Genomic DNA, 24,431 nt, shown 5'->3' with positions numbered 1-24,431 from the left:
GGCCGGACCAGGCTGCGCCGCGTCGGGCAACGCTGCATCAAGCTTCGCCGGGCCAGGCTGGGCTGCACCGGGCAACGTCGCATCAGGCTGCGCCGGATCGGACAACACCGTGTCGGACAACGCCGCGTCGGGCTGCGCCGAACTGGACTGCGCCGGTTCCCGCTGAGCCGAGGCGGTTTGTCGCGGCGCGCGGTGAGCCGGATCGTTCTGCGCCGCATCGCGGTCGGTGGCCGCGATCTCCGCGCCTTCGTCCACCCCCTCCTCGACCGCGTCGAGCTCCTCCGGTTCCACCTCGTCCACTTCGGCGAGGCGGGCGAGTGCGGCTCGTACCAGTGACTGGCGGCGGGCCAGGTATCGCCGGGTGATCCAGGCGCGTTCGGGGTGTTCGGCCAGCCAGCCTTCGCCGGCGCGGATCAGTTTGTCGACCTCGTCGGCGGCGAGCCAATAGTGTTTGGCCCCATCGAGGACCGGCAGCAGCACGTACAGGTGCGACAGTGCGTCGGCCAGCCGCATCGTGCCGGTCAGCGCCAGCCGCAGATGGTGGGAATCGCCCCAGTCCGGGAAGGCCGGATCCAGTGGCAGGGGAGTCGCGGTCACCGTCCAGCCCAGCGGCGCGAACATCCGCTCGGCCACCTCGGCGCCGCCCTTGCACGGCACGGCGGGCAATTCGAGCCGCAGCGGCAGCGCGGTCTGCGCCAGTTCCGGTCGCAGTGTGCAGCGGCCGTGCAACGCGGTCCGGAACACCGCGCCGATGGCCACCGACAGCAGCGACGACGCCGCGTACGGCCGGTCGTTGACATACTGGCCGAGGCTGAAATCCGGTGTGCCACGGGAACGTCCGCGCACCAGGCGGATCGGGTCGATCTCCAGCAGCAGGGCGGCGGTGCACCGCTCGGCCGTGGCTTCCGGGTAGACGACGTGCGCCGTGCCGTACGACTGCTCGAACGCCTGGACCCGGTCGGGGTTCTTGTGCAGCAAGAACCCCAGGTCGGTCGCCGGCCACGCGGCGCCGTCCGGCGGGGTACAGGTGATCGTCAGCAGCATGCAGCGATCGTCGCCCAGCCGCGGGAACCCGCGCAAGGAAGTTTCATCCTGGTGGCAGTGCCTGGCAGCCCGTCACCGCGAGGGCTGCGGCCAACTCCAGTCCGCGACCTCGGGGATGTCCTCGCCGTGCTCGCGCGTCCAGGCCCGTGCCGTCCAGCGGGCGTCCACCATCTCCTGGCGCAGGCCCGCGGCCCGCTCGCCGAGGCTCGGCACCCGATCGATCACGTCCATGACCAGGTGATAGCGGTCCAGGTCGTTGAGCATCACCATGTCGAACGGTGTCGTCGTGGTGCCCCGTTCCTTGTAACCGCGTACGTGCAGTCCGGCATGGTTGGTCCGTCGGTAGGTGAGCCGGTGGATCAGCCACGGGTAACCGTGAAAGGCGAAGATCACCGGCCGGTCGTGGGTGAACAAGGTGTCGAACTCGCTGTCGGGCAGGCCGTGCGGGTGTTCGTCCTGAGGTTGCAGGCGCATCAGGTCGACCACATTCACCACGCGAATCCGCAACTCCGGCAACCGTTCCCGCAGGATCGCCGCCGCCGCGAGCGTCTCCAGCGTCGGCACGTCGCCGGCACAGGCGAGCACCACATCCGGGACGGTGCCGAGTTCGTCGTTGTGCCCGGCCCAGTCCCAGATCCCGATGCCGCGCGCGCAGTGCTCGGCCGCGTCGTGCACCGAAAGCCAGTCCGCCTGCGGCTGTTTGCCCGCGACCACCACATTGACGTAATGGCGTGACCGCAGGCAGTGGTCGTAGGTGGACAGCAGCGTATTGGCGTCCGGCGGCAGATAGACGCGCACGATCGAGGGCTTCTTGTTGAGCACCACATCGAGAAATCCGGGATCCTGATGGGTGAACCCGTTGTGGTCCTGTCGCCAGACATGCGAGGAGAGAAGGTAATTCAGGCTGGCGATGGGCCGCCGCCACGGCACCGCCGCACTGGCGTCGAGCCATTTGGCGTGCTGGTTGAACATCGCGTCGACGATGTGGATGAACGCCTCGTAGCAGGTGAACACGCCGTGCCTGCCGGTCAGCAGGTAGCCCTCCAGCAGTCCCTGGCACATGTGCTCGGACAGCACCTCGATCACCCGGCCGGTGCGGTCGAGTTTCTCGTCGTGACTGCCGATTTCGGCCTGCCAATTGCGCCCGGTGACGTCGAGGACGTCCTGTAACCGATTGCTGGCCAGCTCATCCGGCGCGAAGGTGAGGAAGTTGTCCGGGTTGGCCCGGGTCACTTCGCGCAACCAACCGCCGAGCACCCTGGTCGCCTCGTGCGACGTGGCGCCGGGCGCGCTCACCTCGACCCCGAAGTCACGCCAGTCCGGCAGGTTCAGATCGCGAACGAGCATGCCGCCGTTGGCAATCGGGTTCGCGCTGAGGCGCCGATCGCCCTCGGGCACCTGATCGAGCAGTTCCGAAACCGGCCTGCCGTGATCGTCGAACAGCTCCTCGGGACGATACGAACGCAGCCATTGCTCGAGCACCGCACGATGATCGGGGTTCGAGCGCGCACCGGGCAGCGGCACCTGGTGGGCCCGGAACGTGCCCTCGACGGGGTCGCCGTCGACCACCGGGGGACAGGTCCACCCCTTGGGTGTGCGCAGGACGATCATCGGCCAGACCGGCCTGCTGCCGTCGGCGCCGCCGCGGGCGGCCCGCTGGATCTGCGCGATGCGTTCCATGCAGGTGTCCACCGCCGCGGCCATCGTCTGATGCACCGCGGCCGGGTCGCTGCCCGAGACCACGATCGGGTCGTATCCGTACCCGCGCAGCAGCGAGACCAGCTCGGCTTCCGGAATGCGCGCCAGGATGGTCGGGTTCGCGATCTTGTATTCGTTCAGCGCCAGAACCGGCAGCACCGCGCCGTCCCGCGCCGGATTGACGAATTTGTTGGCATGCCAGCTGGCAGCCAGCGGGCCGGTCTCCGCCTCGCCGTCGCCGACTACGCAGAACACCGTGAGATCCGGGTTGTCCAGCGCGGCGCCATAGGCGTGCAGCAGCGAGTAGCCCAGCTCGCCGCCCTCGTGGAACGAGCCCGGCGTCTCCGGCGCGCAATGGCTGGGCACGCCGCCGGGGAAGGAGAACTGGGCGAAGAGCGTGCCCATGCCGGTCCCGTCCCGCGGAATATGGCTGTAGAGCTCGGAATACGTGCCCTCCAGCCAGGCGCACGCGTTCGGGCCCGGGCCGCCGTGTCCGGGCCCGGCCACGAACACCGCGTCCAACCCGCGCTGCCGGATCGCCCGGTTCGCGTGCACCCACACCAGATTCAATCCGGGCACGGTGCCGAAGTGGCCGAGCAGCCGCGGTTTGATGTGCTCGGCGCGCAGCGGCTCGCGCAGCAGCGGATTGGCCATCAGATAGATCTGACCGACCGCCAGATAGTTCGCGGCCCGCCACCACGCGTCGATCGAGGTGAGTTCGTCGCGCTCGAGTGGTCCGTCGACCGCTGCCAGCCGATACGGCTCCGGTGCGACCGTCTCGCCGCCGGTGCTTTCGACATTGTCGGCGGCGGTGTCACCGCCCGCGCTCGCCATGTGGGTCATGCGCCGCCTCTCCTCGTATTCGGGGGTCTCAGTAGCCGCGATACCCAACTGAACGGTGTGCACAAGTCCGCACGGAGATTTCACGGCCAGCGTAGTGCTCGATGGCACGGTTGACGCGGTAGTCGGACATGTCGGCTCGGACATTCCGGCCGGTGTGGTCTAGGGTCCGCCGCATGCAGACACTCGGCAGGATCATCGCGATCGGCACCATGACCGCGGCGGCGTGCACGCTGGTCGCGTGCGGCTCGGACGACAAGTCGTCGCCCGCTCCCTCCACCACCTCGGCCGCGCGGGCCGCCGCCACCACGGCCGCCGGGGGCCCGACCCCGAGCAAAGGCCGGGAATGCACCGCCGACGACATCACCGTGAGCGGTGACTTCGGCGCCGCCCCGACGATCACCATCCCGGACGACTGCGATCCGCCGAAGCAGCTGATCACCAAGGACCTGAACCCGGGCAGCGGACCCGGTGCCGAGCCGGGCCAGCAGCTGACCATGAACTACGCGCTGATCACCTGGTCCAACAAGCAGAAGAAGGACAGCTCCTTCGACCGTGGCAAGCCGTTCCAGCTCACCCTCGGCGCCGGTCAGGTCATCCAGGGCTGGGACCAGGGCCTGGTCGGCGTGCAGCAGGGCGCGCGCCGGCTGCTGATCGTGCCGCCGGACCTCGGCTACGGCGCGGGCGGGCGCGGGATCGCACCGAACGAAACGCTGGTCTTCGTCACCGACGCGGTGTCGATCGGAAAGTAGGGGCCGGGCGACCGGCCGAGTGCAGCCCGCCCCGGCCGGTCAACTAACCTGGTCGGGATGCGTACGCCGCGTCCCTCGCCACCCGGCGGGTGCCGGTGTCCCGGAGCATGTCCGGGATGACGGGGGATCGCGTCTCAACCAGAACAGACGACGAACAAGGAGCATGTCCGTGAAGAGCACCGTCGAGCAGCTGAGCCCGACCCGGGTCCGGATCAATGTCGAGGTGCCCTTCGAGGAACTGAAGCCCGACTTCGATCGCGCGTACAAGGCACTGGCCAAGCAGGTCAAGATCCCCGGCTTCCGTCCCGGCAAGGCGCCGGCCAAGCTGCTCGAGGCCCGCCTGGGTCGCGGCGCGGTGCTGGAGCAGGTCGTCAACGACGTGCTGCCGGGCCGCTACAGCGAGGCCGTCACCGCGGGTCAGGTGAAGGTCATCGGCCAGCCCGAGATCGAGATCACCAAGATCGAGGACGGCGAGGAGCTCGCCTTCACCGCCGAGGTGGATGTGCGGCCGGAGATCACGCTGCCCGCCTACGACGGCATCGAGGTCACCGTCGACGCGTTCACCATCGGCGACGAGGACATCGAGGAGCAGTTGCTCTCGCTGCGTCAGCGCTTCGGCACCCTGACCGGTGTCGAGCGGGCCGTGCAGGACGGCGATTTCGTCTCCATCGACCTGTCCGCCACCGTGGACGGCGAAGAGGTGCCCGAGGCGGCCACCACCGGCCTGTCCCACGAGGTCGGCTCCGGCCAGCTGATCGAGGGTCTGGACGAGGCGCTCATCGGCCTGAACTCCGGTGAGTCCAAGGAGTTCACCTCCACCCTGGTGGCCGGTGAGCACGCGGGCAAGGAAGCCGTCATCACCGTCACCGTGCAGTCGGTGAAGGAGCGCGAGCTGCCCGCCGCCGATGACGACTTCGCCCAGCTGGCAAGCGAATTCGACACCCTGGACGAGCTGAAGGAAGACCTGCGCACCCGGGTGGAGCGCAGCAAGAAGGTGCAACAGGCCGGCGAGATCCGGGACAAGGTGCTCGAGACCCTGCTGGAGCAGGTCGAGGTGCCGCTGCCCGAGGCCGTCGTCAAGGCCGAGATCGACGCTGTCACCCACGACGCGGTGCACGGCTTCGACCACGACGAGGCCAAGCTCGCCGAGGCGCTGGAGGCGCAGGGCTCGAGCCGCGAAGAGTTCGACAAGGACGCCAAGGAGTCCGCCGAGAAGTCGGTGAAGACCCAGCTGCTGCTGGACGCGATCGCCGAGGCGGACAACACCCAGGTCGGTCAGGAAGAGCTCACCGAGCGGATCCTGTTCCAGTCGCAGCGTTACGGCCTGGCGCCGGAGCAGTTCATCCAGCAGGTGCAGCAGGCGGGCCAGCTCGGCGCGATCTTCGCCGACGTCCGTCGCGGCAAGGCGCTGGCGGGCGTGGTCGGCAAGGTCAAGGTGACCGACTCCGCGGGCAACGCCGTGGACACCGCCGAAATGTTCGGTGCGCCTGAGGGTTCCGCGCCGGAGATCGAGGCCGACGGCGTGGTCGAGGTCGAGTCGGACGAGACCGCCGCGGCGAAGGCAGAGTAGTAGAGCACAGCGCAGCTGAGCGCCGCGAAGTTGCGCTGTGAGCGAAGTAGGGCGGTACCGGGAGTTCGGTGCCGCCCTGCTTCGTTAATGTTTGTGACAACGAACCAGAGATGGCCGTCGGCCAGCGAGCCGGTATGAGAAGGCAGGTATCCGTGACAAGTAATCAGGCAGGGATCGCTATGACGTCCGCGACTGCTGGGCTCAACCTCAGTGATTCGGTGTACGAGCGCCTGCTTCGCGAGCGCATCATCTTCCTCGGCACCCAGGTCGACGACGACATCGCGAACAAGATCTGCGCGCAGATCCTGCTGCTCACGGCGGAGGATCCGACCAAGGATATTTCGCTCTACATCAACTCGCCGGGTGGCTCGGTGACCGCCGGTATGGCCATCTACGACACCATGCAGTTCGCCGAGTGCGATATCCGCACCGTCGGCATGGGGCTGGCCGCCTCGATGGGCCAGTTCCTGCTCACCGCGGGCACCAAGGGCAAGCGCCTGGCCCTGCCGCACGCACGGATCATGATGCACCAGCCCTCCGCCGGTATCGGTGGTTCGGCCGCCGACATCGCGATCATGGCCGAGCAGTTCGCGCACACCAAGCGTGAGCTGAACGAACTGCAGGCGCAGCACACCGGCAAGTCCGTGGAGCAGGTCACGGCCGACGCCGACCGCGACCGCTGGTTCACCGCCAAGGAGGCCCTGGAATACGGCTTCATCGACCGGGTCGTCAGCCACGCGAACCAGACCGGCGGCGTGAGCGACAACTAGGCGCGATCGGCGACTCTTCGTCGGTGCCAACGCCCCAGCCGCTTACCCACAGAGACTTTGGAGACCAAGATGGCCAACCAGTTTGACCCACGCGCACTCGGCGGCATGGCGCCGCAGAGCCCGCAGTCGCGCTACATCCTGCCGTCGTTCATCGAGCACTCGAGCTTCGGCGTCAAAGAGTCCAACCCGTACAACAAGCTGTTCGAGGAGCGCATCATCTTCCTCGGCGTGCAGGTGGACGACGCCTCCGCGAACGACGTGATGGCGCAGCTGCTCGTGCTCGAGTCGCTCGATCCGGACCGCGACATCACCATGTACATCAACTCGCCCGGTGGCTCGTTCACCTCGCTGATGGCCATCTACGACACCATGCAGTACGTGCGCGCCGATGTCGCGACCGTCTGCCTGGGTCAGGCCGCCTCGGCCGCCGCCGTGCTGCTCGCGGCCGGCACCCCGGGCAAGCGCGCCTGCCTGCCCAACGCCCGCGTGCTGATCCACCAGCCGTCGCTGGAGGGTGGCATCCAGGGGCAGGTGTCGGACCTGGAGATCCAGGCCGCCGAGATCGAGCGCATGCGGCGCCTGATGGAGACCACGCTGGCCCGGCACACCGGTAAGGACGCGGACACCATCCGCAAGGACACCGATCGCGACAAGATTCTCACCGCCGAAGAGGCCAAGGAATACGGGATCGTTGATACGGTGTTCGACTACCGCAAGCTCAGCGCACAGAAGTGATCTCGTCGCGGGTCGCCGTTTCCCGGCGGCGATTCGCGCGCGAATAGCTGTACCCCACGGAGTTCCGGCCGGGAAGCACGCCAGATGGCATGCGGCCCGGCCGGACTGCTTCAATGACGACGTCGGCGCCGAAACACTTCGGTCTCCGGCGTCGATGAACAAGCGGCCGGAGCTCGAACAGGCCGTCGCAATGACAGAACGCGCTCCGGTGCCGTGAGAACTCGCACAACCCGGCGGAGAAACATGCTCGAGTTGTCGACCTCCATCGCACACACCAGGTACGGTCAACCTAGGGACCTTTGCTCCCGGTTGACAGCACTGCCGTACACACCGGAACCGGTCGACGCGTTTTCGACCATGCCGTGGTGCCGACAAGCAAGGCGGCAGATAACTGGCAACCTGGACGACGGTTGCACGCGGACAAGGAAGTAGGGACCCACGAGATGGCGCGCATCGGAGATGGCGGCGATCTGCTGAAATGCTCGTTCTGCGGAAAGAGCCAGAAGCAGGTCAAGAAGCTCATTGCGGGACCAGGGGTGTACATCTGCGACGAGTGCATCGATCTGTGCAACGAGATCATCGAGGAAGAACTCGCCGAGTCCAGCGAGGTCAAGCTCGATGAACTGCCCAAGCCGGCGGAGATCCGGGACTTCCTGGAGAACTACGTCATCGGGCAGGACACCGCCAAGCGCACGCTCGCGGTGGCCGTGTACAACCATTACAAGCGCATTCAGGCCGGCGACAAGGGCCGCGACAGCCGCGGCGAGGTCGTCGAGCTCACCAAGTCGAACATTCTGATGCTCGGGCCCACCGGCTGCGGCAAGACCTATCTCGCGCAGACCCTGGCCAAGATGCTCAATGTTCCGTTCGCCATCGCCGACGCGACCGCGCTGACCGAGGCGGGCTACGTCGGTGAGGATGTCGAGAACATCCTGCTGAAGCTGATCCAGGCCGCGGATTACGACGTGAAGCGCGCCGAGACCGGCATCATCTACATCGACGAGGTCGACAAGATCGCCCGCAAGAGCGAGAACCCGTCGATCACCCGCGACGTCTCCGGCGAGGGCGTGCAGCAGGCGCTGCTGAAGATCCTGGAGGGCACCCAGGCGAGTGTGCCCCCGCAGGGCGGACGCAAGCACCCGCACCAGGAATTCATCCAGATCGACACCACCAACGTGCTTTTCATCGTGGCGGGTGCGTTCGCCGGCCTGGAGAAGATCGTCTCCGACCGGACCGGCCACCGCGGCATCGGTTTCGGCGCCGAGGTGCGCTCCAAGGCCGAGGTCGACACCACCGACCACTTCGCCGAGGTGATGCCGGAGGATCTGATCAAGTTCGGTCTGATCCCCGAGTTCATCGGCCGGCTGCCGGTCGTCGCATCGGTGACCAACCTGGACAAGGATTCGCTCGTCAAGATCCTGTCCGAACCGAAGAACGCGCTGGTCAAGCAGTACATCAGGTTGTTCGAGATGGACGGCGTGGACCTCGAGTTCACCACCGACGCGCTCGAGGCGATCGCCGATCAAGCCATCCTGCGCGGCACCGGCGCCCGTGGCCTGCGCGCCATCATGGAGGAAGTGCTGCTGCCGGTCATGTACGACATCCCCAGCCGCGACGACGTCGCCAAGGTGGTCGTCGATTCCGACACCGTTACCGAGAACGTGCTCCCGACGATCGTGCCGCGCAAGGCGCAGCGCGCCGAGCGCCGGGAGAAGTCGGCCTAGTCCTCCGGTACGGACGCACCGTCGAAAGAAGCCACCGCGACTCGCGGTGGCTTCTTTGGTTTATCGCGAGTCGTCGCTGGGTAATCTCCCTTGAGGGTTGAGTAGACAGCCCAGCTCGGGATGGCACCGTCGCATCAGGGCGAAAAAACTTGCCGGCAACCGCACTTCATTTGCCGCGCGCGACAGGACCGAGGTCCTCATGTCGACCACACTCGCTACTTCAGCATTCCTCCTCGACAACACGGCGAGATCCGCGACCATCCCGAAGCGAGGTGGGGCACCGAGTCGAGTCACGGCGCCGCATCGGCCCGACCCGTTGGACCGGCTGCGCGTTTCCCTGACGGCGCCCAGCGACACAGTGACCTTGTGTGCGCTCGCCGGCGAGGTCGATTTCTACACCGCTGAGCTGTTCCGCTCCCGGCTGACCGATGCGCTCGGCAACGCCGCCTCGACCGTGGTCATCGACCTGTCCCAGGTGACGTTTTTCGGCGTCGCCGGGCTGCAGGTGCTGCTCGAGGCCCGGAACTGGGCCGAGCACATCGACCGCAGGATTCGCCTGGTCACCGGCCCGCGTTGTGTAAATCGGCTGCTCGCCGCGGCCGGCGACGACGCCGAGTTCGACACCACCGACAATCTCGCCGACGCGGTGCTCGCTGCCTGATCGCCGACGGCGGTCACTACGATTCGAGCATGTTCGCCCACCGCCGCCTCGAGCGGAAGATCGACGCACTGCACGTCAAGCTGGATCTGATCCTCGATCATCTGGGGATCCAGGAACGACCCGACCTCACCACCGCCAAACCCATCCCTGCGATGCCGGTCGCCCCGCGTCCCGCGTCGTTCAGCTGGGCCGAGATCGATGATCTTCTGGTGCAGGGCAAGAAGATTCAGGCCATCAAGCGATACCGTGAGCTTACCGGTGCGGGGTTGAAAGATGCCAAAGACGCTGTGGAGCAACACGAACGGCGGTACTGAGCGCTGTTACCGTCACAGCGGCACCGGTCGCTCGTGCACCACATGCTTCATCACCAGGGTGGAGGTGAGGTGTTGCACGCCGGGCAGCGTCGCCAGGCGCTCGTCGTAAAGCTGTTGGAACGCAGGAAGATCCGCGGCTACGACGCGCAACAGGAAGTCGGGGTCGCCGAACAGGCGCTGAGCTTGCAGCACATGCGGAATCTCCGCGACCGCCTGCTCGAACGCGGCGACGGTGGGGCGATCTTCCTGTCGCATCGTGACGAAGACCAGCGCCTCGAAGGTCAGCCCGACGGCCGCCGCGTCGACCAGCGCGCGATAGCCGCGGATCACCCCGGACTTCTCCAGCTCTCGTAAGCGGCGGTGACACGGCGAGAGACTGAGACGTACGCGGGCGGCGAGTTCGGTGATCGTCAAGCGGCCGTCCTGCTGCAGCTCGGCAATTATCTTCCGGTCGATCCGATCCATGGAGAAGATTCTTCCACAATACCGGCCTTACCTGCGAAAAGTTGAAATCACCTCCCTGTTGATCACGCCTATCCTTCCTGGGGTCGCTGTTTCGAGGGAGAGGGTTGGGTATGGCTGTCGGGTACATCGCCGCGTTCTGGACGGTGTCGGTGCTGCTGATCCTGGTTCCCGGCGCGGACTGGGCGTACGCGATCGCCGCGGGCCTGCGGGAGCGTTCGGTGGTGCCCGCGGTCGGTGGGCTGCTGCTCGGTTATGTCGCGCTGACCGTGGTGGTCGCGGCCGGCGTCGCGGCGGTCGTCGATCGCAATCCGGTTGTGCTGACGGCACTTACGGTCTTCGGGGGCCTGTATCTGATGTGGCTCGGCGGGACGACGCTGGCGGCGTCGAACGCGCCCGCCGCGGTAGCGGGGGAGCAGAATCCGGCACCGTGGGGTGCGAGCCTGCTGCGCGGCATCGGGATCAGCGGCCTGAATCCTAAGGCGCTGTTGCTCTTCGTGGCCCTGCTGCCGCAGTTCACCGACCGGACCGGGAGTTGGCCGCTCGCCGCCCAGATCGGCGCCCTGGGATTGATCCACACCCTCAGCTGCGCGGTGATCTACCTCTGCGTCGGTGTGCTCGCCCGGACCGTACTGCGCGCCCGACCGACCGCGGCCCGGATCGTCACCCGGATCTCCGGCGTAGCGATGCTTGTGATCGGCGGGTTGCTGCTGGTGGAACGGTTGATCTGAGTCCTATTCGGCTGTTACGCGTCCACCGACTTCGATCAGTCCGTCCGGTTGCGGTGTGGTCACGATGATCGAGCCTAGACCTTGCGAAATATGCAGGGGGCGTGCGAGTTCGGCGGTGAGTAGCAGGGCGGCGGCGCCGGTGGCCTCGTCCTCGTCGATGCCGTCGCCGCGGCCGGGGAAGGCGCGTGCCCGCACGTGACCGGCGCGCTCGTCCTGCCATGCCCACGCGTAGATCCATTCGCCCGGCTCGGGCACAGTCAGTGCGTCCACGTCGGCGGCGGACCCGTACTGGCGCAACGTCCGTGGCGGCGCCCACTCGGATCGCGCTGCGATATAGGTGAATTCGTGGTCGTGCCGGGCGCCGACGACGCCCGCCGCGGTCACGAGTTCGGACGCACGGAGCAGCCAGGCGGTGCCGACGCACGGGTGCCCGGCAAAGGGGAGGCGCACCGTCGGGGTGTAGATATCGATGATCCCGCGCTCGGCATCATCGACGAACACCGTCTCGCTGAACCCCAACTTCGCGGCAAAACGTTGCCGCGCACCGACATCCTCGACAGCACCCCCGTCCCGCACCACTGCGAGCCGATTACCGAAGCCACCACCGGCTCCGCAGAACACACGCAGCACGTCGTACTCGATCATCCGACGAGTCAACCACGCCCGCACCGGTGGGTGCAGGCGCATTCGGCGGCGGACGAGGGTGCGTACAGCGGCCCGGGCCACCAGGCCACCGGGTTAGTGGTGGCCGAGGACGGGGTGGGGACGGTAAGGGGCTTCCAGTGTGGTCATTTCGTCCTCGATGAGATGTAGCCGCACGGCGTCGAGTGCATCGTTCAGGTGGTTCGGTTTGGTGGCGCCGATAATGGGGGCGGTGACGCCGGGGCGGCTGAGGAGCCAGGCGAGGGCGATCTGGGCGGGCGGCAGGTTGCGGGCGGCGGCTACTTCGCGGACCGCGTCGACGACGTCGAAGTCGTTGTCGGTGTACATGTTCGCGGCGATGTGGTCGGAGCTGGAGCGGGCGGTGGCGGGGTGGCCGCCGCGGGTGCGGGAGCCGGTGAGGAGTCCGCGTGCGAGCGGACTCCAGGGGATCACGCCGACGCCCTGGTCGCGGCAGAGCGGGAGCATCTCGCGTTCCTCCTCCCGGTAGACGAGGTTGTAGTGGTTCTGCATCGCGACGAACTTCGTCCAGCCGTGTGTTTCGGCGACGTGCTGCGCCTTCGCGAACTGCCAGGCGAACATGCTGGATGCGCCGAGGTACCGGGCTTTCCCGGCGGTGACCACATCGTGGAGCGCCTGCATGGTCTCCTCGATCGGCGTCTCGTCGTCCCAGCGGTGGATCTGATACAGGTCCACGTGGTCGACGCCCAACCGGTCGAGCGAGGCGTCGATGGCGGACATGATGTGCTTGCGGGACAAGCCTTTGTCGTTCGGTCCGGAACCCATCGGGAAGTACACCTTGGTGGCCAGTACGTAGTCGTCGCGGCGGGGGAACAGCTTGCCCAGCAGCCGCCCGGTGATCGATTCGCTGACTCCCGCGGAGTACATGTCCGCGGTGTCGAAAAAGTTCACCCCCGACTCGACGGCGTGCCGGACGATGGGTTCGGCGGCGTCTTCATCGAGCACCCACGCCCACGACGCTGGATCGCCGTAGCTCATCATGCCCAGGCAGATCCGGGACACGGTGAGGCCGGTGTGTCCCAGCCGGATGTATTCCATCAGTTCTCCTTGTTTTCGTGTTGCCGGTGGATCGAGACGCCCGCGGCGATCAGCGCGATGCCGGCCAGTTCCTGGACGGTGGGGACTTGGGCGAGCACCACGATCCCGATCACCGCCGCGACCGCAGGCAAGATGCTGAGCAGCAGGGCGAAGGTGCTGCGCCGTAACCGCGCCATGGCGAGCTGATCGGTCACGTAGGGAATGACCGAGGAGCAGACCCCGACGCCGATCCCGGCGAGCAATGCCACGGGACTGGTGAACGCCGGGACGGCAGCGCCGAGACAGAACGGCGTCGCCACCACCGCGGCGATCGACATCGCGGCGGCGAGCTGGTCGAGGCCGCACACTGCTGCGCTGTTGGCGATCCGGTGGCCGAGCAGCACGTACAGCAGAAACAGCGCGCAGTTGGCGAACGCGAAGACGAATCCGGTCGGTGCGCCGGCCAGCTGGATGTCGGTCAGCGCGACGACCCCGCCGACTGCGAGCACGAGGGCGATCATGTTGCGCCCGTTGCGCAGACCGATCACGGCGAGCACGATCGGCCCGAGGAATTCGATCGCGCCGACGGTGGCCAGCGGTAGCCGCGCGATGGCGAGGTAGAACGTCGCGTTCATCGCCGCGAGCACGATCCCGAGCGCGAGCAGCACCCGTCGCTGTGCAGAGGTGCCATGCCGGAGCAGCCGCCACGGCCGGCGCCAGGCCGCGAACACCAGTGCGGCGCTGACGATCCGCAACCACGCCACGCCGAGCACATCCACCCGGGCGAACAGCAGCACGGCGCAGGCGGGACCGAGGTAGTGGAAGACCGCGCTGATGCCGAAGTAGGCCACGGCGGGCATTCGTGGGGCCGTGCGCTGCGCAGTGCCCCGCGACGATTCGGTCATGCGGAGTATCTTCCGAAGAAATACCCGCGGCCGGAATGGCACTATCCAGGAAGATGGCGTGAGTTGTCTGGAAAATCAAGGCAGAACGGCCACATTGCCTTCACCGATCGCGCGCGGCTGTTGGACGAGGTGAATGTGCGCCTGCTCAACGAGCTGCACGCCGATCCGCGACTGTCCATGTCCGAGCTCGCGCGCCGCGTCGGTATGTCGGCGCCCGCGGTCACCGACCGGGTACAGCGACTGGAGCAGAGCGGCGTGATCACCGGCTTCCGGATGGAGGTCGACCCGGCGGCGCTCGGCATGCCGGTGACCGCGTTGGTGCGCATCCGGCCCGGACCCGGCCAACTGCCCAAGATCGTGGCGGCTGCTCGCGACACCCCGCAGGTGGTCGAATGCTTCCGGATCACCGGTGAGGACTGCTTCCTGCTGAAGGTGCACGGTCCGTCGATCGGCGAACTGGAGGAACTGCTCGACGGATTCCTCATGTTCGGGCAGACCACCACCTCGATCGTCGTGTCCGAGCCGGTGCCCCGCCGCCCCTTACCGGTTCCGGTGCAGCACAAGCGCTAGCGAAGTCCGCGGGTGGCGAGCGCGTGCGTGTGCGCAGCGGCCGCTGCGCCACCGAACGCGGGCCGCACCCGTTCTGCGTTCGCGCACCTGCTGTGGCGGGCCGTAGGGGGTGCGACGGCGCAGAAAAGGTGCGGCGGCGCAGAAGGTGTGCGGCGGCGCAGAAGGTGTGCGGCGGCGCAGAAGGTGTGCGGCGGCGCAGAAGGTGTGCAGCGGCGCAGAAGGTGTGCGGCGCAACGGAAGAGTGTCGCGGTGTGCCAGGGCGCCACGCGATCGGATCGGTGGCAGCCGAGATTTGGCGGGGCCGTGCTACCGCGGACCGGTGTGGGCGGCGCAGCAAGTCGCGCGCGGCCCACCAAACCGGGCGTCGCTCCACAAGTGGGCCGCGGCCGAGCGAGTGGTGCGCGGTCTAGCAAGGGGTGCGTCGCTCAGCAAGGGGTGTGCTGCCGAGCAAGGGGTGCGCAGTCGAGCGAGTGATGTGCCCGCTCAGCAAGTTATGCCCCGCCGAGCAGTCGTGCGGGGAGCTGCGCGGACTTTGCCGCGACCGTGCGATTACGCGCGAGCGGTGTTGAGCAGACCGCTTTCGGCCCTCGGCCAGGGGGTGTTGGGGTTGTCGCGGATGTGCTCGGTGGCGCGCGCGATCGCTTGGCTGTAGCGCGAATTCGCGGCGTCGTGGGTGAGCAGCGCGACGCCGATCATCACCGGCGCGACGGCGTGCACGCCCGCGTCGAACCAGCGGCCGTCGCGTACGTGCGGGTAGGTATTGAGCCCGACCGTCAGCGCGAGCAACGCGACCTCGGCGGCGACGACCTGCGTGCGACTGTCCAGCACGCCCCACTCGGTGATCTTGGTGGTGCCCACCATGATGATCACCAGACAGACGCTGATCATCGCCTCGACCAGGTAGCTGAACCAGTACAGCGGGTCGCCGGCGCCGTCCGGCGCGATGTTGTGCTGCACGTTGACCGCCGACCACAGCATGCCCGCGATCACCACGCCGGCCAGTGCGCGCAGCGACCACGTCCGGTGCCGGTACAGCGACGCCAGCTGGGCGTGCGGGCTGGATTCCCGGCGTTGCGCGGCAATGGCCTTGCGCGCCATCAGCAGATCGCGGATGTCGGCCTTATCGATGGCCTCCTTGGTCTGCCGGGCGCGGTCGGCCGCGGCGGACACGGCCTGGGCGTACTTCCACCGCTGGCCGCGCTCCTGCGTGCGGATGCGCTCGGCCAGCTCGCGCTCGGCCTCCAGCTCGTCCTCGGCCAGTACATCGGTCAGCGCGGGATCGAACTGGTAGGCCAGCCGCCCGCGGGCCCGCTCGACCCGCCTGGCCAGCTGTGCGACTTCGTCGATGGGGTGTTCGTCGGGCATGCGGCTCCAAAAGTGGATGTGCTGAACGGAACTCGACAAATAGCAAGACGCCGGGCAGCCCGCTCACCGAGAGCTGGGTCCCAGCTCGATGAGAGGGTATCGGACGGGAGGCTCCGATACCCACTCTTCCTAGTCGATTCCGCGCGCCAACAACACGCCACGCGGTCGATTGCACCGAAAAACGCGGCGTGTCACTCCGGTTCGATGGCCATGTCGTCCTGGCTCCAGAAGGCGCGCATGCGCACGATCTTGCCTGAGTCGTCGAATTCCATGTAGTCGATGGGCGACATGGTGAAGCGCTGGCCGCCCACGCGCGTGATGATCGTGAACTGGAAGGCCACCTCGTTGCCCGCGACGCGCACCGAGTCGGTGCGCAACTCGGTCTCGCGGTCCAGGGGCGCGAGGATGTCGTAGAACTCGCGGATGGCCTCGTGCCCGTGCCGCACGGGCGCGCCGACCGGATCTTCGACGGTCGCCTCCGGCGCGTAGAGCTCGACGATGGCTTCGGTCGGACCCGAGCCGACCAACTTGACGTACCGGTCGACGACATCACGGATCTGCTCGGTCATCTGAACTCCTGCGGAATTGAAACGTGTTCTAATTCCGGGCAGCGTAGCAGCATGTCGGCGCGGACGAAACGGCAACGGGCGGGATGGTTTCGCCCATCCCGCCCGAGGGCGTGCCCGCCGCTACCCGGCGGCGGCGAACCCGGCGCGCAGATCGGCGAGGATGTCCTCGATTCCCTCGATGCCCACCGCCAGCCGGACCAGTCCCGGGGTGACGCCGGAGCTGAGCTGTTCGTCGGGGGTCAGCTGGGAGTGCGTGGTGGAGGCCGGGTGGATGACCAGCGAGCGCACGTCGCCGATATTGGCGACGTGGCTGTGCAGGGTCAGCGCCTCCACGAAACGCTTCCCCGCGTCGACGCCGCCGGCGAGTTCGAACCCGATCACCGCGCCCGCGCCCCGCGGCGCCAGCGTCTTCCCGCGCTCGTACCACGGCGAGGACGGCAGCCCGGCATAGGACACCGAGGTGACTTCCGGCCTGCTGCTGAGGAATTCGGCCACCTGGTGGGCATTGCTCACGTGCCGTTCGATGCGCAGGCTCAGCGTCTCGAGGCCTTGGCTGATCAGGAACGCGTTGAACGGCGAGACCGCCGCGCCCAGATCACGCAGCAGTTGCACGCGGGCCTTGAGCGCGAACGCGGGCGCACCCAGATCCGCGTACACCACACCGTGGTAGCTGGGATCGGGGACCACGAAACCGGGGAAACGCGGCTCCTCGCCGGACCTGACGGTCCAGTCGAAGGTGCCGCCGTCGACGATGACGCCGGCGATGGCCGAGCCGTGCCCGCCGAGGTACTTGGTCGCCGAGTGCACCACGATGTCGGCGCCGTGCGCGAAGGGCTGGATCAAATACGGTGTGGCGACGGTGTTGTCGACGATGAGCGGAACGCCCGCGGCATGCGCGACGTCGGCGATGCCGCGGATGTCGAAGATGTGGTTCTGCGGATTCGAGATGGTCTCGCCGTAGAACGCCTTGGTGTTCGGCCGGATCGCGGCGCGCCACTGCTCGAGGTCGTCCGGGTCGTCGACGAAGGACACCTCGATGCCGAGTTTGGGCAGCGTGTAGTGGAAGAGGTTGTAGGTGCCGCCGTACAACCGCGGACTGGACACCAGATGATCACCCGCGCCCGCGAGGTTCAGAATCGCCAGCGTCTCCGCCGCCTGCCCGGACGAGAGCAACAGCGCGGCGACGCCGCCCTCGAGCGCCGCGATCCGCTGCTCCACCGCGTCCTGGGTGGGGTTCATGATCCGGGTGTAGATGTTGCCCGGCTCGGCGAGGCCGAACAGCGCCGCCGCGTGGTCGGTATCGCGAAAGGTGTAGGAGGTGGTCTGGTAGATCGGCAGCGCGCGGGCGCTGGTGGTGCCGTCAGGGACCTGGCCGACGTGGACCTGCTTGGTCTCGAAACTCCACGTCGCGGACGGGTCGAGCGACTCTGTCATCAATGCTCCTGGGTTATCGCGGTGGCTAGTTGGTGATCAGGGTGGTTTCGACCGGTGTGGCACCGGTGCTGAGATCGAGGACCGGGCAGTGCGCGTCCACCGAGCGCTGGAGTTGGGCGTACCGCTGCGGCGTCTCCGGTCCGGAGATCCGGACGGTCACCCGGACGGCCTGGAAGCCGGGCCGGACGCTGTCGTCCAAGCCGAAGAAGCCGCGGACGTCGAGATCTCCCTCGGCCTGGACATCGAGTTCGTCGACGGTGATCCCGAGTCGCTGGGCCCAGAAGCGGTAGGTCACCACCTGGCAGGAGATCAGCGCGGCGAGGTAGACCTCGACGGGATTGGCGGCGGTGTCGTCACCGCCGAGCGTGGGTGGTTCGTCCACCCGGACGACGTGTCGGCGCGCGGTGATCGTGCTGCCCACGGTGCCTTCCGGGGTACCTGCGGCGCGAAATACCACCAGCGCGTTCGCCGGGTCGGTCGCGACCGCTTGCGCGGTGGCGTCGCCGATATCGTTGAGCGGAGCGCTCAGATGAGTGGTCACGACTGTGCACGGTAAGAAGCCCGGCACGCGCTGACGATGGTTTGATTCGGACAGAACCCAACGGTGGACGCCGCTGCTTCCGTCCTCGTTCGACGCCTGCGGGGGCGGTCAAGCAATGGATCCGCTCAATCGTCGAACGGGCGACGGCGCTTCGGCCCGTCGCGAAGTCCCCCCAAAGTTTGGCTGGCCCCCGCAGTCGCTCTTCTTTTGTCGGCACCAACGCTGACGAGACACGGTGACGATCGGGGAAACCGATCGCGCCCGGAGCCGGAAATCGCCGTTGATCTCCCGTGGTTCGCCGTTGAACCTTGATCCCGCGCTGATGCTTTCGTCCATTGTGTCGCATCGGTCGGGTGCGGTGTTACGTCCGTTTCGGTGTGCGGACCGGGAGTCATTGTTCATCCCATTTGCCCGTTGTGTGCCACTCGATTACTGCTCCCAACGCCCCCGGTCCAGGAAACTCATCGCTAACTCCGCCGAAATGGTCCCGGTGTGTCGACCTTGCGCTGCCGGTGAAGTGCTGTTTACTCGGTCCGGTCAACCAGATGTTCGAGTGACGAGTGGAAGCGGAGGAGACATGGCACTGCCTACCATGACCGCGGAGCAGCGCACTGAGGCGCTGGCCAAAGCGGCAGCGGTCCGCAAGGCGCGCTCCGAACTGATCGGCAAGGTGAAGGCGGGCAAGGTTTCGGTCGCCGATCTGCTGAAGAAGGCCGACTCCGATGAGCTGGTCAAGAAGACCAAGGTCGCCGCGGTGATCAAGGCTCTGCCCGGTGTCGGACCGGTGAAGGCGGCCAAGCTGATGGACCAGGCCGAGATCCCGGAGGATCGTCGTATCGGCGGGCTCGGCGCGCGGCAGCGTGCGGCCCTGCTCGACGCCCTGAAGGACTGACGGGGCTAAGCGGACCGAACAGCTCTACCTCGGTGGCGCGGCTACGCCCGCGCACGACCGCATAGACAGTTCAAACGCCCCACAGCGCCGGCACGGGCTGTGGGGCGTTGTCGTCCTAACCGCGTTTGCGGCGCGGAAACCGGACGTTGATCGGGCTCGGATCCGACATCGGAATATCGCCGCGCGGCGGCAGCAGCACGCAGGCCGCGGCGAGCGCCACCAGCAGGGCGGAGGCGAGCACGCTCAGCGTGAAACTCACGGTGCTCATCCCGTCGGGTTGGTGGAAGAGGTGATAGACGACGTGCGGCACGCTGAAGAAGAGCCAGCCCAGGCCCGCGATCCGCGCCACGGTGGTGCCGTCGACCACCAGAGCAGCGATCGATACCGCGGTCAAGGCGAGGAAGAACGCGCCCACATCGGCCGCGAGATGATGGTTGTACGGGCCGTCCGCCGCGACCCACCGCATGCCGAAGCCGGGAAAGCTGGTGTACCAGGAATGCGGCGCCACCGTGGCCCACAGTCCGCTGATCGCGCCCTGAACGGCCAACACCACCAGGGTGATTCGAGTCGCCAGCAGGCGGCGGCGATACTGTTCGAACCGCATCCGTACGCGCAGCCCCTCCTGCGTGCCCTCCACCGAAATCCGCATCGGTCTCTCCGTTCCCGCCGAACCGCTCCGATCACGTAGCTGTCACGGTAGAGCCGGCATTCGGGTCGGGCAAGGGTGCTCAGGCCGGCATCGGCGTGGCGTTCGAGGCGACGACCCGGTCCGGGTGGGTGTAGACGTTCATCGTGTCGCCGCGCAGGAACCCGACCAGCGTGAGCCCCGCTTCGGCGGCCAGGTCGACCGCGAGCGAGCTGGGCGCCGAGACCGCGCCGAGTATCGGAATGCCCGCCATCACAGCCTTCTGGACCAGCTCGAACGAGGCGCGCCCGCTCACGATGAGCACCAGATCGGCTGCGGGGACGCGATTTTGCCGCAGTGCCCAGCCGATCACCTTGTCCACCGCGTTGTGCCTGCCGATGTCCTCGCGCACGGCGAGCACCGTGCCGTCGGCGGCGAACAGACCCGCCGCGTGCAGCCCGCCGGTGGCCTCGAACAGGGATTGCTTGCCGCGCAACGTTTCCGGCATGCCGCCGAGCGTGTGCGGGTCCACCGCGATGCCCTTCTCGGCGATCGGATAGCGGGTGTTCTTGCGCACCTCGTCGAGGGCGGTCTTGCCGCAGAGCCCGCAGGCGCCGGTGGTCAGGAAGCTGCGGGTCTGCACCGGAACCGGGTTGCGCAGGGTGAGATCGAGGACGTTGTAGGTGTTGCGGCCGTCGTCGTCGGTGCCCGAACAGTAGCGGGCCGCGGTGATGTCTTCGGCGACGCCGATCATCGCCTCGCTCAACAGGAATCCGTGCACCAGGTCCACATCGTTGCCCGGTGTGCGCATGGTGACGGTCAGCGATCGGCCGCCGATCCGGATCTCCAGCGGCTCTTCGACGGCCAGGGTGTCGGGGCGCTGGATCTCCCCGGTCGGCGAGATCCGGCGCGTCCGGCGGCGGGCGGTGACTCTACTCATGACTGGCACGCTGCAATCTGATGGTGATCGATTTGGAGACCGGCGTATTCGAGCGTGCCGCGACATGGTCCAGTGGCACAAGCGGATTCGTCTCGGGGTAGTAGGCGGCCGCGTTACCGCGCGGGGTCGGATAACCGACCAGGCGGAAACCCTCGACGCGGCGCTCGGTGCCGTCGGTCCACTCCGAGATCACGTCCACCAGTTCGTCTTCGGCGAAGCCGAGCGCCGCGATGTCCTCGGGGTGCACCAGCACCACTTTGCGGCCACCGTGCACGCCGCGGTAGCGGTCGTCCAAGCCGTAGATGGTGGTGTTGTACTGGTCGTGACTGCGCAGGGTCTGCAGGATCAGTCTGCCCTCCGGGACCGGTGTCCAAGTGAGTTCGTTCACCGCGAAGTTGGCTTTGCCGGTGCTGGTACGGAATTCGCGGCTGTCCCGGGGCGGGTGCGGTAGGACGAACCCGTTGCGGGCGCGCACCTTCGTGTTGTAGTCGGCGCACCCGGGAACCACCCGGGAGATCGCGTCGCGGATGGTGTCGTAGTCGCTGCGGAAACGCGCCCACGGCACCGGATGATCCGCACCGAACAGGGTCAGGGCCAGATCGCAGACGATCGCGACCTCGCTGCGCAGGTGCTTGCTCACCGGATCGAGCCGACCGGTGGACAGATGCACCATCGACATCGAATCCTCCACCGAAACCTGCTGTTTCACACCGTCACGCAGATCCTTGTCGGTGCGGCCGAGCGTCGGCAGGATCAGCGCGGTCCGGCCGTGCACGACATGGCTGCGGTTGAGTTTGGTGGAAATCTGTACCGTCAGTGCGCAATTGCGCAGGGCGGTCTCGGTCACCTCGGTATCGGGGGTGGCCGAGACGAAATTGCCGCCCATCCCGACGAACACCGCGGCGCGACCGTCCCGCATGGCGCGGATCGCGTCGACGGTGTCCCAACCGTGCTTGCGCGGGCTGGTGATGCCGAACTCCCGGTCCAGCGCGTCGAGGAAGGTGTCCGGCATCTTCTCCCAGATGCCCATGGTGCGGTCGCCCTGCACGTTCGAATGCCCGCGCACCGGGCAGACCCCCGCGCCCGGTTTGCCGATCATCCCGCGCAGCAGCAGCAGATTCGTCGCCTCCTCGATGGTCGCGACACCGTGCGACTGCTGGGTCAAGCCCATCGCCCAGCAGATGATGACGTTGTTCGCCTCGGCCAGATGCTTCGCGGTACGGTCGATCTCGGCCCGGCTCAGTCCGGTCGCGGCGAGCACCGTATCGAAATCGACGGCGCGGACCTGCTTTTCGTACTCGGCCAGACCAGCACAGTGCGCGTCGACGAATTCCCGGTCGACGACGGTGCCCGGGGCGCGGTCCTCCGCCTCGAACAGCAACCGCCCCAGCGCCTGGAACAGCGCCATGTCACCGCCCAGGCGGATCTGCAGGAAGTCGTCGGCGATCGCGACACCGGTGGTGTAACCCTTGACGGTCTGCGGATCCCGGAAACCGAGTAAGCCGGTCTCGGGCAGCGGGTTGATCGCGATGATCCGCGCGCCCTCGGATTTCGCGTTCGCCAGGGCGCTCAGCATGCGCGGATGGTTGGTGCCGGGATTCTGCCCGGCGACGATGATCAGGTCCGCCGCGGCGAAATCGTCGATCGACACCGAGCCCTTGCCGATGCCGATCGAACTGGTCAACGCGGCGCCCGAGGACTCGTGGCACATGTTCGAACAGTCCGGCAGATTGTTCGTGCCGAAGCTGCGGACCAGCAGCTGATAGAGGAAGGCGGCCTCATTGCTGGTGCGACCTGAGGTATAGAAGACGGCCTCGTCGGGAGAAGCCAAGGCGCCCAGATGATCCGCGATCAACCGGTAGGCGTCGTCCCACCCGATCCGCGAATAATGAGTGTCGCCGGGACGCAACACCACCGGATGAGTCAACCGGCCCTGCTGGCCGAGCCAATACCCCGACTTGCCCGCCAGCTCATCGATCGAATGCGCGGCGAAGAACTCCGGCGTGACCGTGCGCAGCGTGGCCTCCTCGGCCACCGCCTTCGCGCCGTTCTCACAGAACTCGGCCGGGCGGCGATGACCCGTCGGCTCCGGCCAGGCGCAGCCGGGGCAGTCGAAGCCGTGCACCTGGTTGACCCGCGCCAAAGTGCGGGCAGTGCGAATCACGCCCATCTCCTCCACCGCGCGGCGCAGCGACACCGCGACCGCGGTGACACCCGCCGCCTGCTCTTTCGGCGCGGAGACGGTGAGCTCGGACTCGTCGATATCCTGGGTCGGCCCGTTACGGTGCATAGTTCGTATTGTCCTCTTCGCAGTGTCTGAGTCGGGCAGTGGACCGGCTACCTCGATGGTATGCACTGGGAACGTCCAGGGCGCGGAACATGCGCCGCGCCCGGCGCCTGAAAACGTGGGCAGCGGCAACGCCATATGTGCGTGCCGCGCATGGTTTCGTACCGCGCGCGCGTGTCGTTCGACTGACACACGCGCGGCACGACGGGATGTGCGCGGCGGGCGGCACGCCCCGCCGCGGGACAGTCGGGGAGCGGCACGCCGGAGTTGGCTCCGCGTTGGCGCACAGAGCATTACGATGCTAGTGATCCGCACGCATCAGGGGGCGGCCGGACGGACTCCGCCGGCACACCACTTGACCGAAGCGACGGCGGAGGTACGCCTAGCGAGAGCACGGCCGATGGGGACGTTGGCACCAGTCGTTGCGCGTGTCGGTGCACGGTCCCGGCAAGCGCGAACCCGGCATGCGAGACAAGTCGCTGGGCTGGGGGTGTTATGCGCCGTGGTGCTGAGCTGTGGTGCATTCGTCGGGGCTGAACGCGGCTCTGGCGTGGTGGGGTTCACCCCGACCCCGCATGGTGAGTCGACTGTCGTGCCGAGGATCAGTTGGCCCCGCAGCGGCGCGGCGGCCATCAGCGCGTCACAAGGTGCTGAAGTGTTCGCCGACGCGGGATCGGGTGCCGCCGTGCGGTGGCACGCGCAGTTCCTCTTCCCGGTGGTCGGCGGTGGGCGAGAAGGGAATTGGCTGGTCGACGGCCGGGCCGCTGAGTACTTGTCGCCGAGGGCAGACATAGCGCGGCAAGAGCTGCGCGCGGATAAGACGGGTGTAGACGGGCTGCTCTTCGTCCTCGACAGCAGAGACGTCTTTCGAGATGCGGATGGCTCCGGGCTTCATGACGGCTGGGCTGAGCCAGTGCCGGTCCGGTTGCCGGTCGGTCCGAAGGCGAGGTCTGACGGGGGTGGAGGAGCGGGCGCCGCTACAGGGCGGGTTCTCACCGGTTCCGGCGGCCAGCTGGGCTCTGTGCCGGCGCGGTTGCTGGTCGGTCCGAAGGCGGCGCCGGATAGGGACGGGGCAGCGGGCCTTGGTCCTGCGCAGGTTCTCACCGCTTCGGGTGGTCAGGTCGGGTGGGCCGGGCCCGTGCTGGTGCGGCAGCCGACGACGCCGAAGCCGCCGGCGTCGGATGGGGGTGGGACCAGGGACGGGACGGGAGCGCCTGATCCGGCGCAGCCTCCGCCTCCTCCGCCGCCTCCTCCTCCGCCGCCTCCTCCTCCGCCGCTGCAGCCTCCGCAGCAGCAGCAGCAGC

Annotated in this window: 23 protein-coding genes and 1 pseudogene; 10 read left to right on the top strand and 14 right to left on the bottom strand. The window is 67.5% G+C overall.

The window, feature by feature from the left end; translation table 11 throughout:
- Window positions 1–270 precede the first annotated feature (270 nt).
- Window positions 271–1,044: pseudogene (locus tag NBRGI_RS47395) on the bottom strand (3' terminal RNA ribose 2'-O-methyltransferase Hen1); the annotation flags it as partial.
- A 72-nt stretch (window positions 1,045–1,116) separates the two neighbouring features.
- Complete coding sequence (locus NBRGI_RS11200; protein WP_370627720.1) at window positions 1,117–3,576, bottom strand: phosphoketolase family protein; 2,460 nt, start codon at window positions 3,574–3,576, stop codon at window positions 1,117–1,119.
- A 182-nt stretch (window positions 3,577–3,758) separates the two neighbouring features.
- Between NBRGI_RS11200 and NBRGI_RS11195 the strand changes: the two genes are divergently transcribed.
- From NBRGI_RS11195 to NBRGI_RS49040, 7 genes are all read left to right on the top strand, one after another.
- Entirely contained in the window at window positions 3,759–4,334 is a 576-nt protein-coding gene (locus NBRGI_RS11195) for an FKBP-type peptidyl-prolyl cis-trans isomerase (protein ID WP_029895231.1), read from the top strand.
- Window positions 4,335–4,503: 169 nt separating this feature from the next.
- Window positions 4,504–5,904, top strand: a complete 1,401-nt coding sequence (gene tig / locus NBRGI_RS11190; protein ID WP_036558508.1) for a trigger factor — start codon at window positions 4,504–4,506, stop codon at window positions 5,902–5,904.
- 179 nt (window positions 5,905–6,083) lie between these two features.
- On the top strand, window positions 6,084–6,674 hold the full coding sequence (locus NBRGI_RS11185; RefSeq protein WP_014982580.1) for an ATP-dependent Clp protease proteolytic subunit: 591 nt from the start codon (window positions 6,084–6,086) through the stop codon (window positions 6,672–6,674).
- 69 nt (window positions 6,675–6,743) lie between these two features.
- Window positions 6,744–7,409, top strand: a complete 666-nt coding sequence (locus NBRGI_RS11180) for an ATP-dependent Clp protease proteolytic subunit (protein ID WP_029895226.1) — start codon at window positions 6,744–6,746, stop codon at window positions 7,407–7,409.
- Window positions 7,410–7,852: 443 nt separating this feature from the next.
- Entirely contained in the window at window positions 7,853–9,133 is a 1,281-nt protein-coding gene (clpX, locus tag NBRGI_RS11175) for an ATP-dependent Clp protease ATP-binding subunit ClpX (RefSeq protein WP_029895224.1), read from the top strand.
- Between the two features lie 199 nt (window positions 9,134–9,332).
- Window positions 9,333–9,794 carry an STAS domain-containing protein gene (locus NBRGI_RS11170; protein WP_235210917.1) on the top strand — a complete coding sequence of 154 codons (462 nt, stop codon included), beginning with the start codon at window positions 9,333–9,335 and terminating at the stop codon, window positions 9,792–9,794.
- 29 nt (window positions 9,795–9,823) lie between these two features.
- Window positions 9,824–10,108 carry a ribosomal protein bL12 gene (locus NBRGI_RS49040; protein WP_036558493.1) on the top strand — a complete coding sequence of 95 codons (285 nt, stop codon included), beginning with the start codon at window positions 9,824–9,826 and terminating at the stop codon, window positions 10,106–10,108.
- Window positions 10,109–10,120: 12 nt separating this feature from the next.
- On the opposite strand, the gene NBRGI_RS11160 is transcribed toward NBRGI_RS49040, so the two are convergent.
- Entirely contained in the window at window positions 10,121–10,573 is a 453-nt protein-coding gene (locus NBRGI_RS11160; protein ID WP_029895218.1) for an Lrp/AsnC family transcriptional regulator, read from the bottom strand.
- Between the two features lie 110 nt (window positions 10,574–10,683).
- On the opposite strand from NBRGI_RS11160, the gene NBRGI_RS11155 reads away from it, so the two are divergent.
- Window positions 10,684–11,301, top strand: a complete 618-nt coding sequence (locus NBRGI_RS11155; protein WP_029895217.1) for a LysE family translocator — start codon at window positions 10,684–10,686, stop codon at window positions 11,299–11,301.
- A gap of 3 nt (window positions 11,302–11,304) precedes the next feature.
- Here the strand turns inward: NBRGI_RS11155 and NBRGI_RS11150 are convergent, their stop codons facing one another.
- The 3 genes from NBRGI_RS11150 to NBRGI_RS11140 form a co-directional block, all read right to left on the bottom strand.
- A complete protein-coding gene (locus NBRGI_RS11150) occupies window positions 11,305–11,946 on the bottom strand; it encodes a PhzF family phenazine biosynthesis protein (protein WP_029895215.1) in 642 nt (213 codons plus the stop codon).
- Between the two features lie 93 nt (window positions 11,947–12,039).
- A complete protein-coding gene (locus tag NBRGI_RS11145) occupies window positions 12,040–13,020 on the bottom strand; it encodes an aldo/keto reductase (protein WP_029895213.1) in 981 nt (326 codons plus the stop codon).
- Window positions 13,020–13,904 (bottom strand): EamA family transporter, encoded by an 885-nt coding sequence (locus NBRGI_RS11140; protein WP_029895211.1) that lies wholly within the window; start codon window positions 13,902–13,904, stop codon window positions 13,020–13,022. Before NBRGI_RS11140 ends, NBRGI_RS11145 begins: the two co-directional genes overlap by 1 nt.
- Before the next feature lie 63 nt (window positions 13,905–13,967).
- Here NBRGI_RS11140 and NBRGI_RS11135 point away from each other — a divergent pair, with 63 nt between their 5' ends.
- Complete coding sequence (locus tag NBRGI_RS11135) at window positions 13,968–14,474, top strand: Lrp/AsnC family transcriptional regulator (RefSeq protein WP_235210916.1); 507 nt, start codon at window positions 13,968–13,970, stop codon at window positions 14,472–14,474.
- A gap of 549 nt (window positions 14,475–15,023) precedes the next feature.
- Here NBRGI_RS11135 and NBRGI_RS11130 read toward each other — a convergent pair.
- The 4 genes from NBRGI_RS11130 to NBRGI_RS11115 form a co-directional block, all read right to left on the bottom strand.
- Window positions 15,024–15,839: a hypothetical protein gene (locus NBRGI_RS11130; protein ID WP_014982591.1), complete on the bottom strand. Its 816-nt coding sequence runs from the start codon at window positions 15,837–15,839 to the stop codon at window positions 15,024–15,026.
- Between the two features lie 191 nt (window positions 15,840–16,030).
- Window positions 16,031–16,408, bottom strand: coding sequence for a nuclear transport factor 2 family protein (locus tag NBRGI_RS11125; RefSeq protein ID WP_029895207.1), 378 nt, complete (start codon window positions 16,406–16,408; stop codon window positions 16,031–16,033).
- A 120-nt stretch (window positions 16,409–16,528) separates the two neighbouring features.
- Window positions 16,529–17,842, bottom strand: coding sequence for a bifunctional o-acetylhomoserine/o-acetylserine sulfhydrylase (locus NBRGI_RS11120; protein WP_029895205.1), 1,314 nt, complete (start codon window positions 17,840–17,842; stop codon window positions 16,529–16,531).
- A gap of 25 nt (window positions 17,843–17,867) precedes the next feature.
- Window positions 17,868–18,383 carry an OsmC family protein gene (locus NBRGI_RS11115; RefSeq protein ID WP_029895204.1) on the bottom strand — a complete coding sequence of 172 codons (516 nt, stop codon included), beginning with the start codon at window positions 18,381–18,383 and terminating at the stop codon, window positions 17,868–17,870.
- 577 nt (window positions 18,384–18,960) lie between these two features.
- Between NBRGI_RS11115 and mihF the strand changes: the two genes are divergently transcribed.
- Complete coding sequence (gene mihF, locus NBRGI_RS11110; RefSeq protein ID WP_029895202.1) at window positions 18,961–19,275, top strand: integration host factor, actinobacterial type; 315 nt, start codon at window positions 18,961–18,963, stop codon at window positions 19,273–19,275.
- Between the two features lie 115 nt (window positions 19,276–19,390).
- Here mihF and NBRGI_RS11105 read toward each other — a convergent pair whose 3' ends face one another.
- From NBRGI_RS11105 to NBRGI_RS47390, 4 genes are all read right to left on the bottom strand, one after another.
- Window positions 19,391–19,924, bottom strand: a complete 534-nt coding sequence (locus NBRGI_RS11105) for a hypothetical protein (protein ID WP_029895200.1) — start codon at window positions 19,922–19,924, stop codon at window positions 19,391–19,393.
- A 79-nt stretch (window positions 19,925–20,003) separates the two neighbouring features.
- Window positions 20,004–20,840 carry a formate dehydrogenase accessory sulfurtransferase FdhD gene (gene fdhD, locus NBRGI_RS11100; RefSeq protein WP_029895198.1) on the bottom strand — a complete coding sequence of 279 codons (837 nt, stop codon included), beginning with the start codon at window positions 20,838–20,840 and terminating at the stop codon, window positions 20,004–20,006.
- Entirely contained in the window at window positions 20,833–23,130 is a 2,298-nt protein-coding gene (locus NBRGI_RS11095; protein ID WP_029895196.1) for an FdhF/YdeP family oxidoreductase, read from the bottom strand. The genes fdhD and NBRGI_RS11095 overlap by 8 nt, the downstream gene beginning before the upstream one ends.
- Window positions 23,131–23,767: 637 nt before the next feature.
- Entirely contained in the window at window positions 23,768–24,022 is a 255-nt protein-coding gene (locus NBRGI_RS47390) for a hypothetical protein (RefSeq protein WP_029895194.1), read from the bottom strand.
- Window positions 24,023–24,431: the final 409 nt, after the last annotated feature.

The sequence above is a fragment of the Nocardia brasiliensis IFM 10847 genome, assembly GCF_000710915.1.
Classification (GTDB): domain Bacteria; phylum Actinomycetota; class Actinomycetes; order Mycobacteriales; family Mycobacteriaceae; genus Nocardia; species Nocardia brasiliensis_A.
This window is presented reverse-complemented; position numbering and strand designations above follow the sequence as displayed.

Excerpts from the sequence above, each read along its gene's own strand:
- NBRGI_RS11200 (WP_370627720.1), bottom strand. The coding sequence starts at position 3,576 with ATGGCGAGCGCGGGCGGTGACACCGCCGCCGACAATGTCGAAAGCACC.
- NBRGI_RS11195 (WP_029895231.1), top strand. The coding sequence starts at position 3,759 with ATGCAGACACTCGGCAGGATCATCGCGATCGGCACCATGACCGCGGCG.
- NBRGI_RS11185 (WP_014982580.1), top strand. The coding sequence starts at position 6,084 with ATGACGTCCGCGACTGCTGGGCTCAACCTCAGTGATTCGGTGTACGAG.
- NBRGI_RS11180 (WP_029895226.1), top strand. The coding sequence starts at position 6,744 with ATGGCCAACCAGTTTGACCCACGCGCACTCGGCGGCATGGCGCCGCAG.
- clpX (WP_029895224.1), top strand. The coding sequence starts at position 7,853 with ATGGCGCGCATCGGAGATGGCGGCGATCTGCTGAAATGCTCGTTCTGC.
- NBRGI_RS11170 (WP_235210917.1), top strand. The coding sequence starts at position 9,333 with ATGTCGACCACACTCGCTACTTCAGCATTCCTCCTCGACAACACGGCG.
- NBRGI_RS49040 (WP_036558493.1), top strand. The coding sequence starts at position 9,824 with ATGTTCGCCCACCGCCGCCTCGAGCGGAAGATCGACGCACTGCACGTC.
- NBRGI_RS11160 (WP_029895218.1), bottom strand. The coding sequence starts at position 10,573 with ATGGATCGGATCGACCGGAAGATAATTGCCGAGCTGCAGCAGGACGGC.
- NBRGI_RS11155 (WP_029895217.1), top strand. The coding sequence starts at position 10,684 with ATGGCTGTCGGGTACATCGCCGCGTTCTGGACGGTGTCGGTGCTGCTG.
- NBRGI_RS11150 (WP_029895215.1), bottom strand. The coding sequence starts at position 11,946 with ATGATCGAGTACGACGTGCTGCGTGTGTTCTGCGGAGCCGGTGGTGGC.
- NBRGI_RS11145 (WP_029895213.1), bottom strand. The coding sequence starts at position 13,020 with ATGGAATACATCCGGCTGGGACACACCGGCCTCACCGTGTCCCGGATC.
- NBRGI_RS11140 (WP_029895211.1), bottom strand. The coding sequence starts at position 13,904 with ATGACCGAATCGTCGCGGGGCACTGCGCAGCGCACGGCCCCACGAATG.
- NBRGI_RS11130 (WP_014982591.1), bottom strand. The coding sequence starts at position 15,839 with ATGCCCGACGAACACCCCATCGACGAAGTCGCACAGCTGGCCAGGCGG.
- NBRGI_RS11125 (WP_029895207.1), bottom strand. The coding sequence starts at position 16,408 with ATGACCGAGCAGATCCGTGATGTCGTCGACCGGTACGTCAAGTTGGTC.
- NBRGI_RS11120 (WP_029895205.1), bottom strand. The coding sequence starts at position 17,842 with ATGACAGAGTCGCTCGACCCGTCCGCGACGTGGAGTTTCGAGACCAAG.
- mihF (WP_029895202.1), top strand. The coding sequence starts at position 18,961 with ATGGCACTGCCTACCATGACCGCGGAGCAGCGCACTGAGGCGCTGGCC.
- NBRGI_RS11105 (WP_029895200.1), bottom strand. The coding sequence starts at position 19,924 with ATGCGGATTTCGGTGGAGGGCACGCAGGAGGGGCTGCGCGTACGGATG.
- fdhD (WP_029895198.1), bottom strand. The coding sequence starts at position 20,840 with ATGAGTAGAGTCACCGCCCGCCGCCGGACGCGCCGGATCTCGCCGACC.
- NBRGI_RS11095 (WP_029895196.1), bottom strand. The coding sequence starts at position 23,130 with ATGCACCGTAACGGGCCGACCCAGGATATCGACGAGTCCGAGCTCACC.
- NBRGI_RS47390 (WP_029895194.1), bottom strand. The coding sequence starts at position 24,022 with ATGAAGCCCGGAGCCATCCGCATCTCGAAAGACGTCTCTGCTGTCGAG.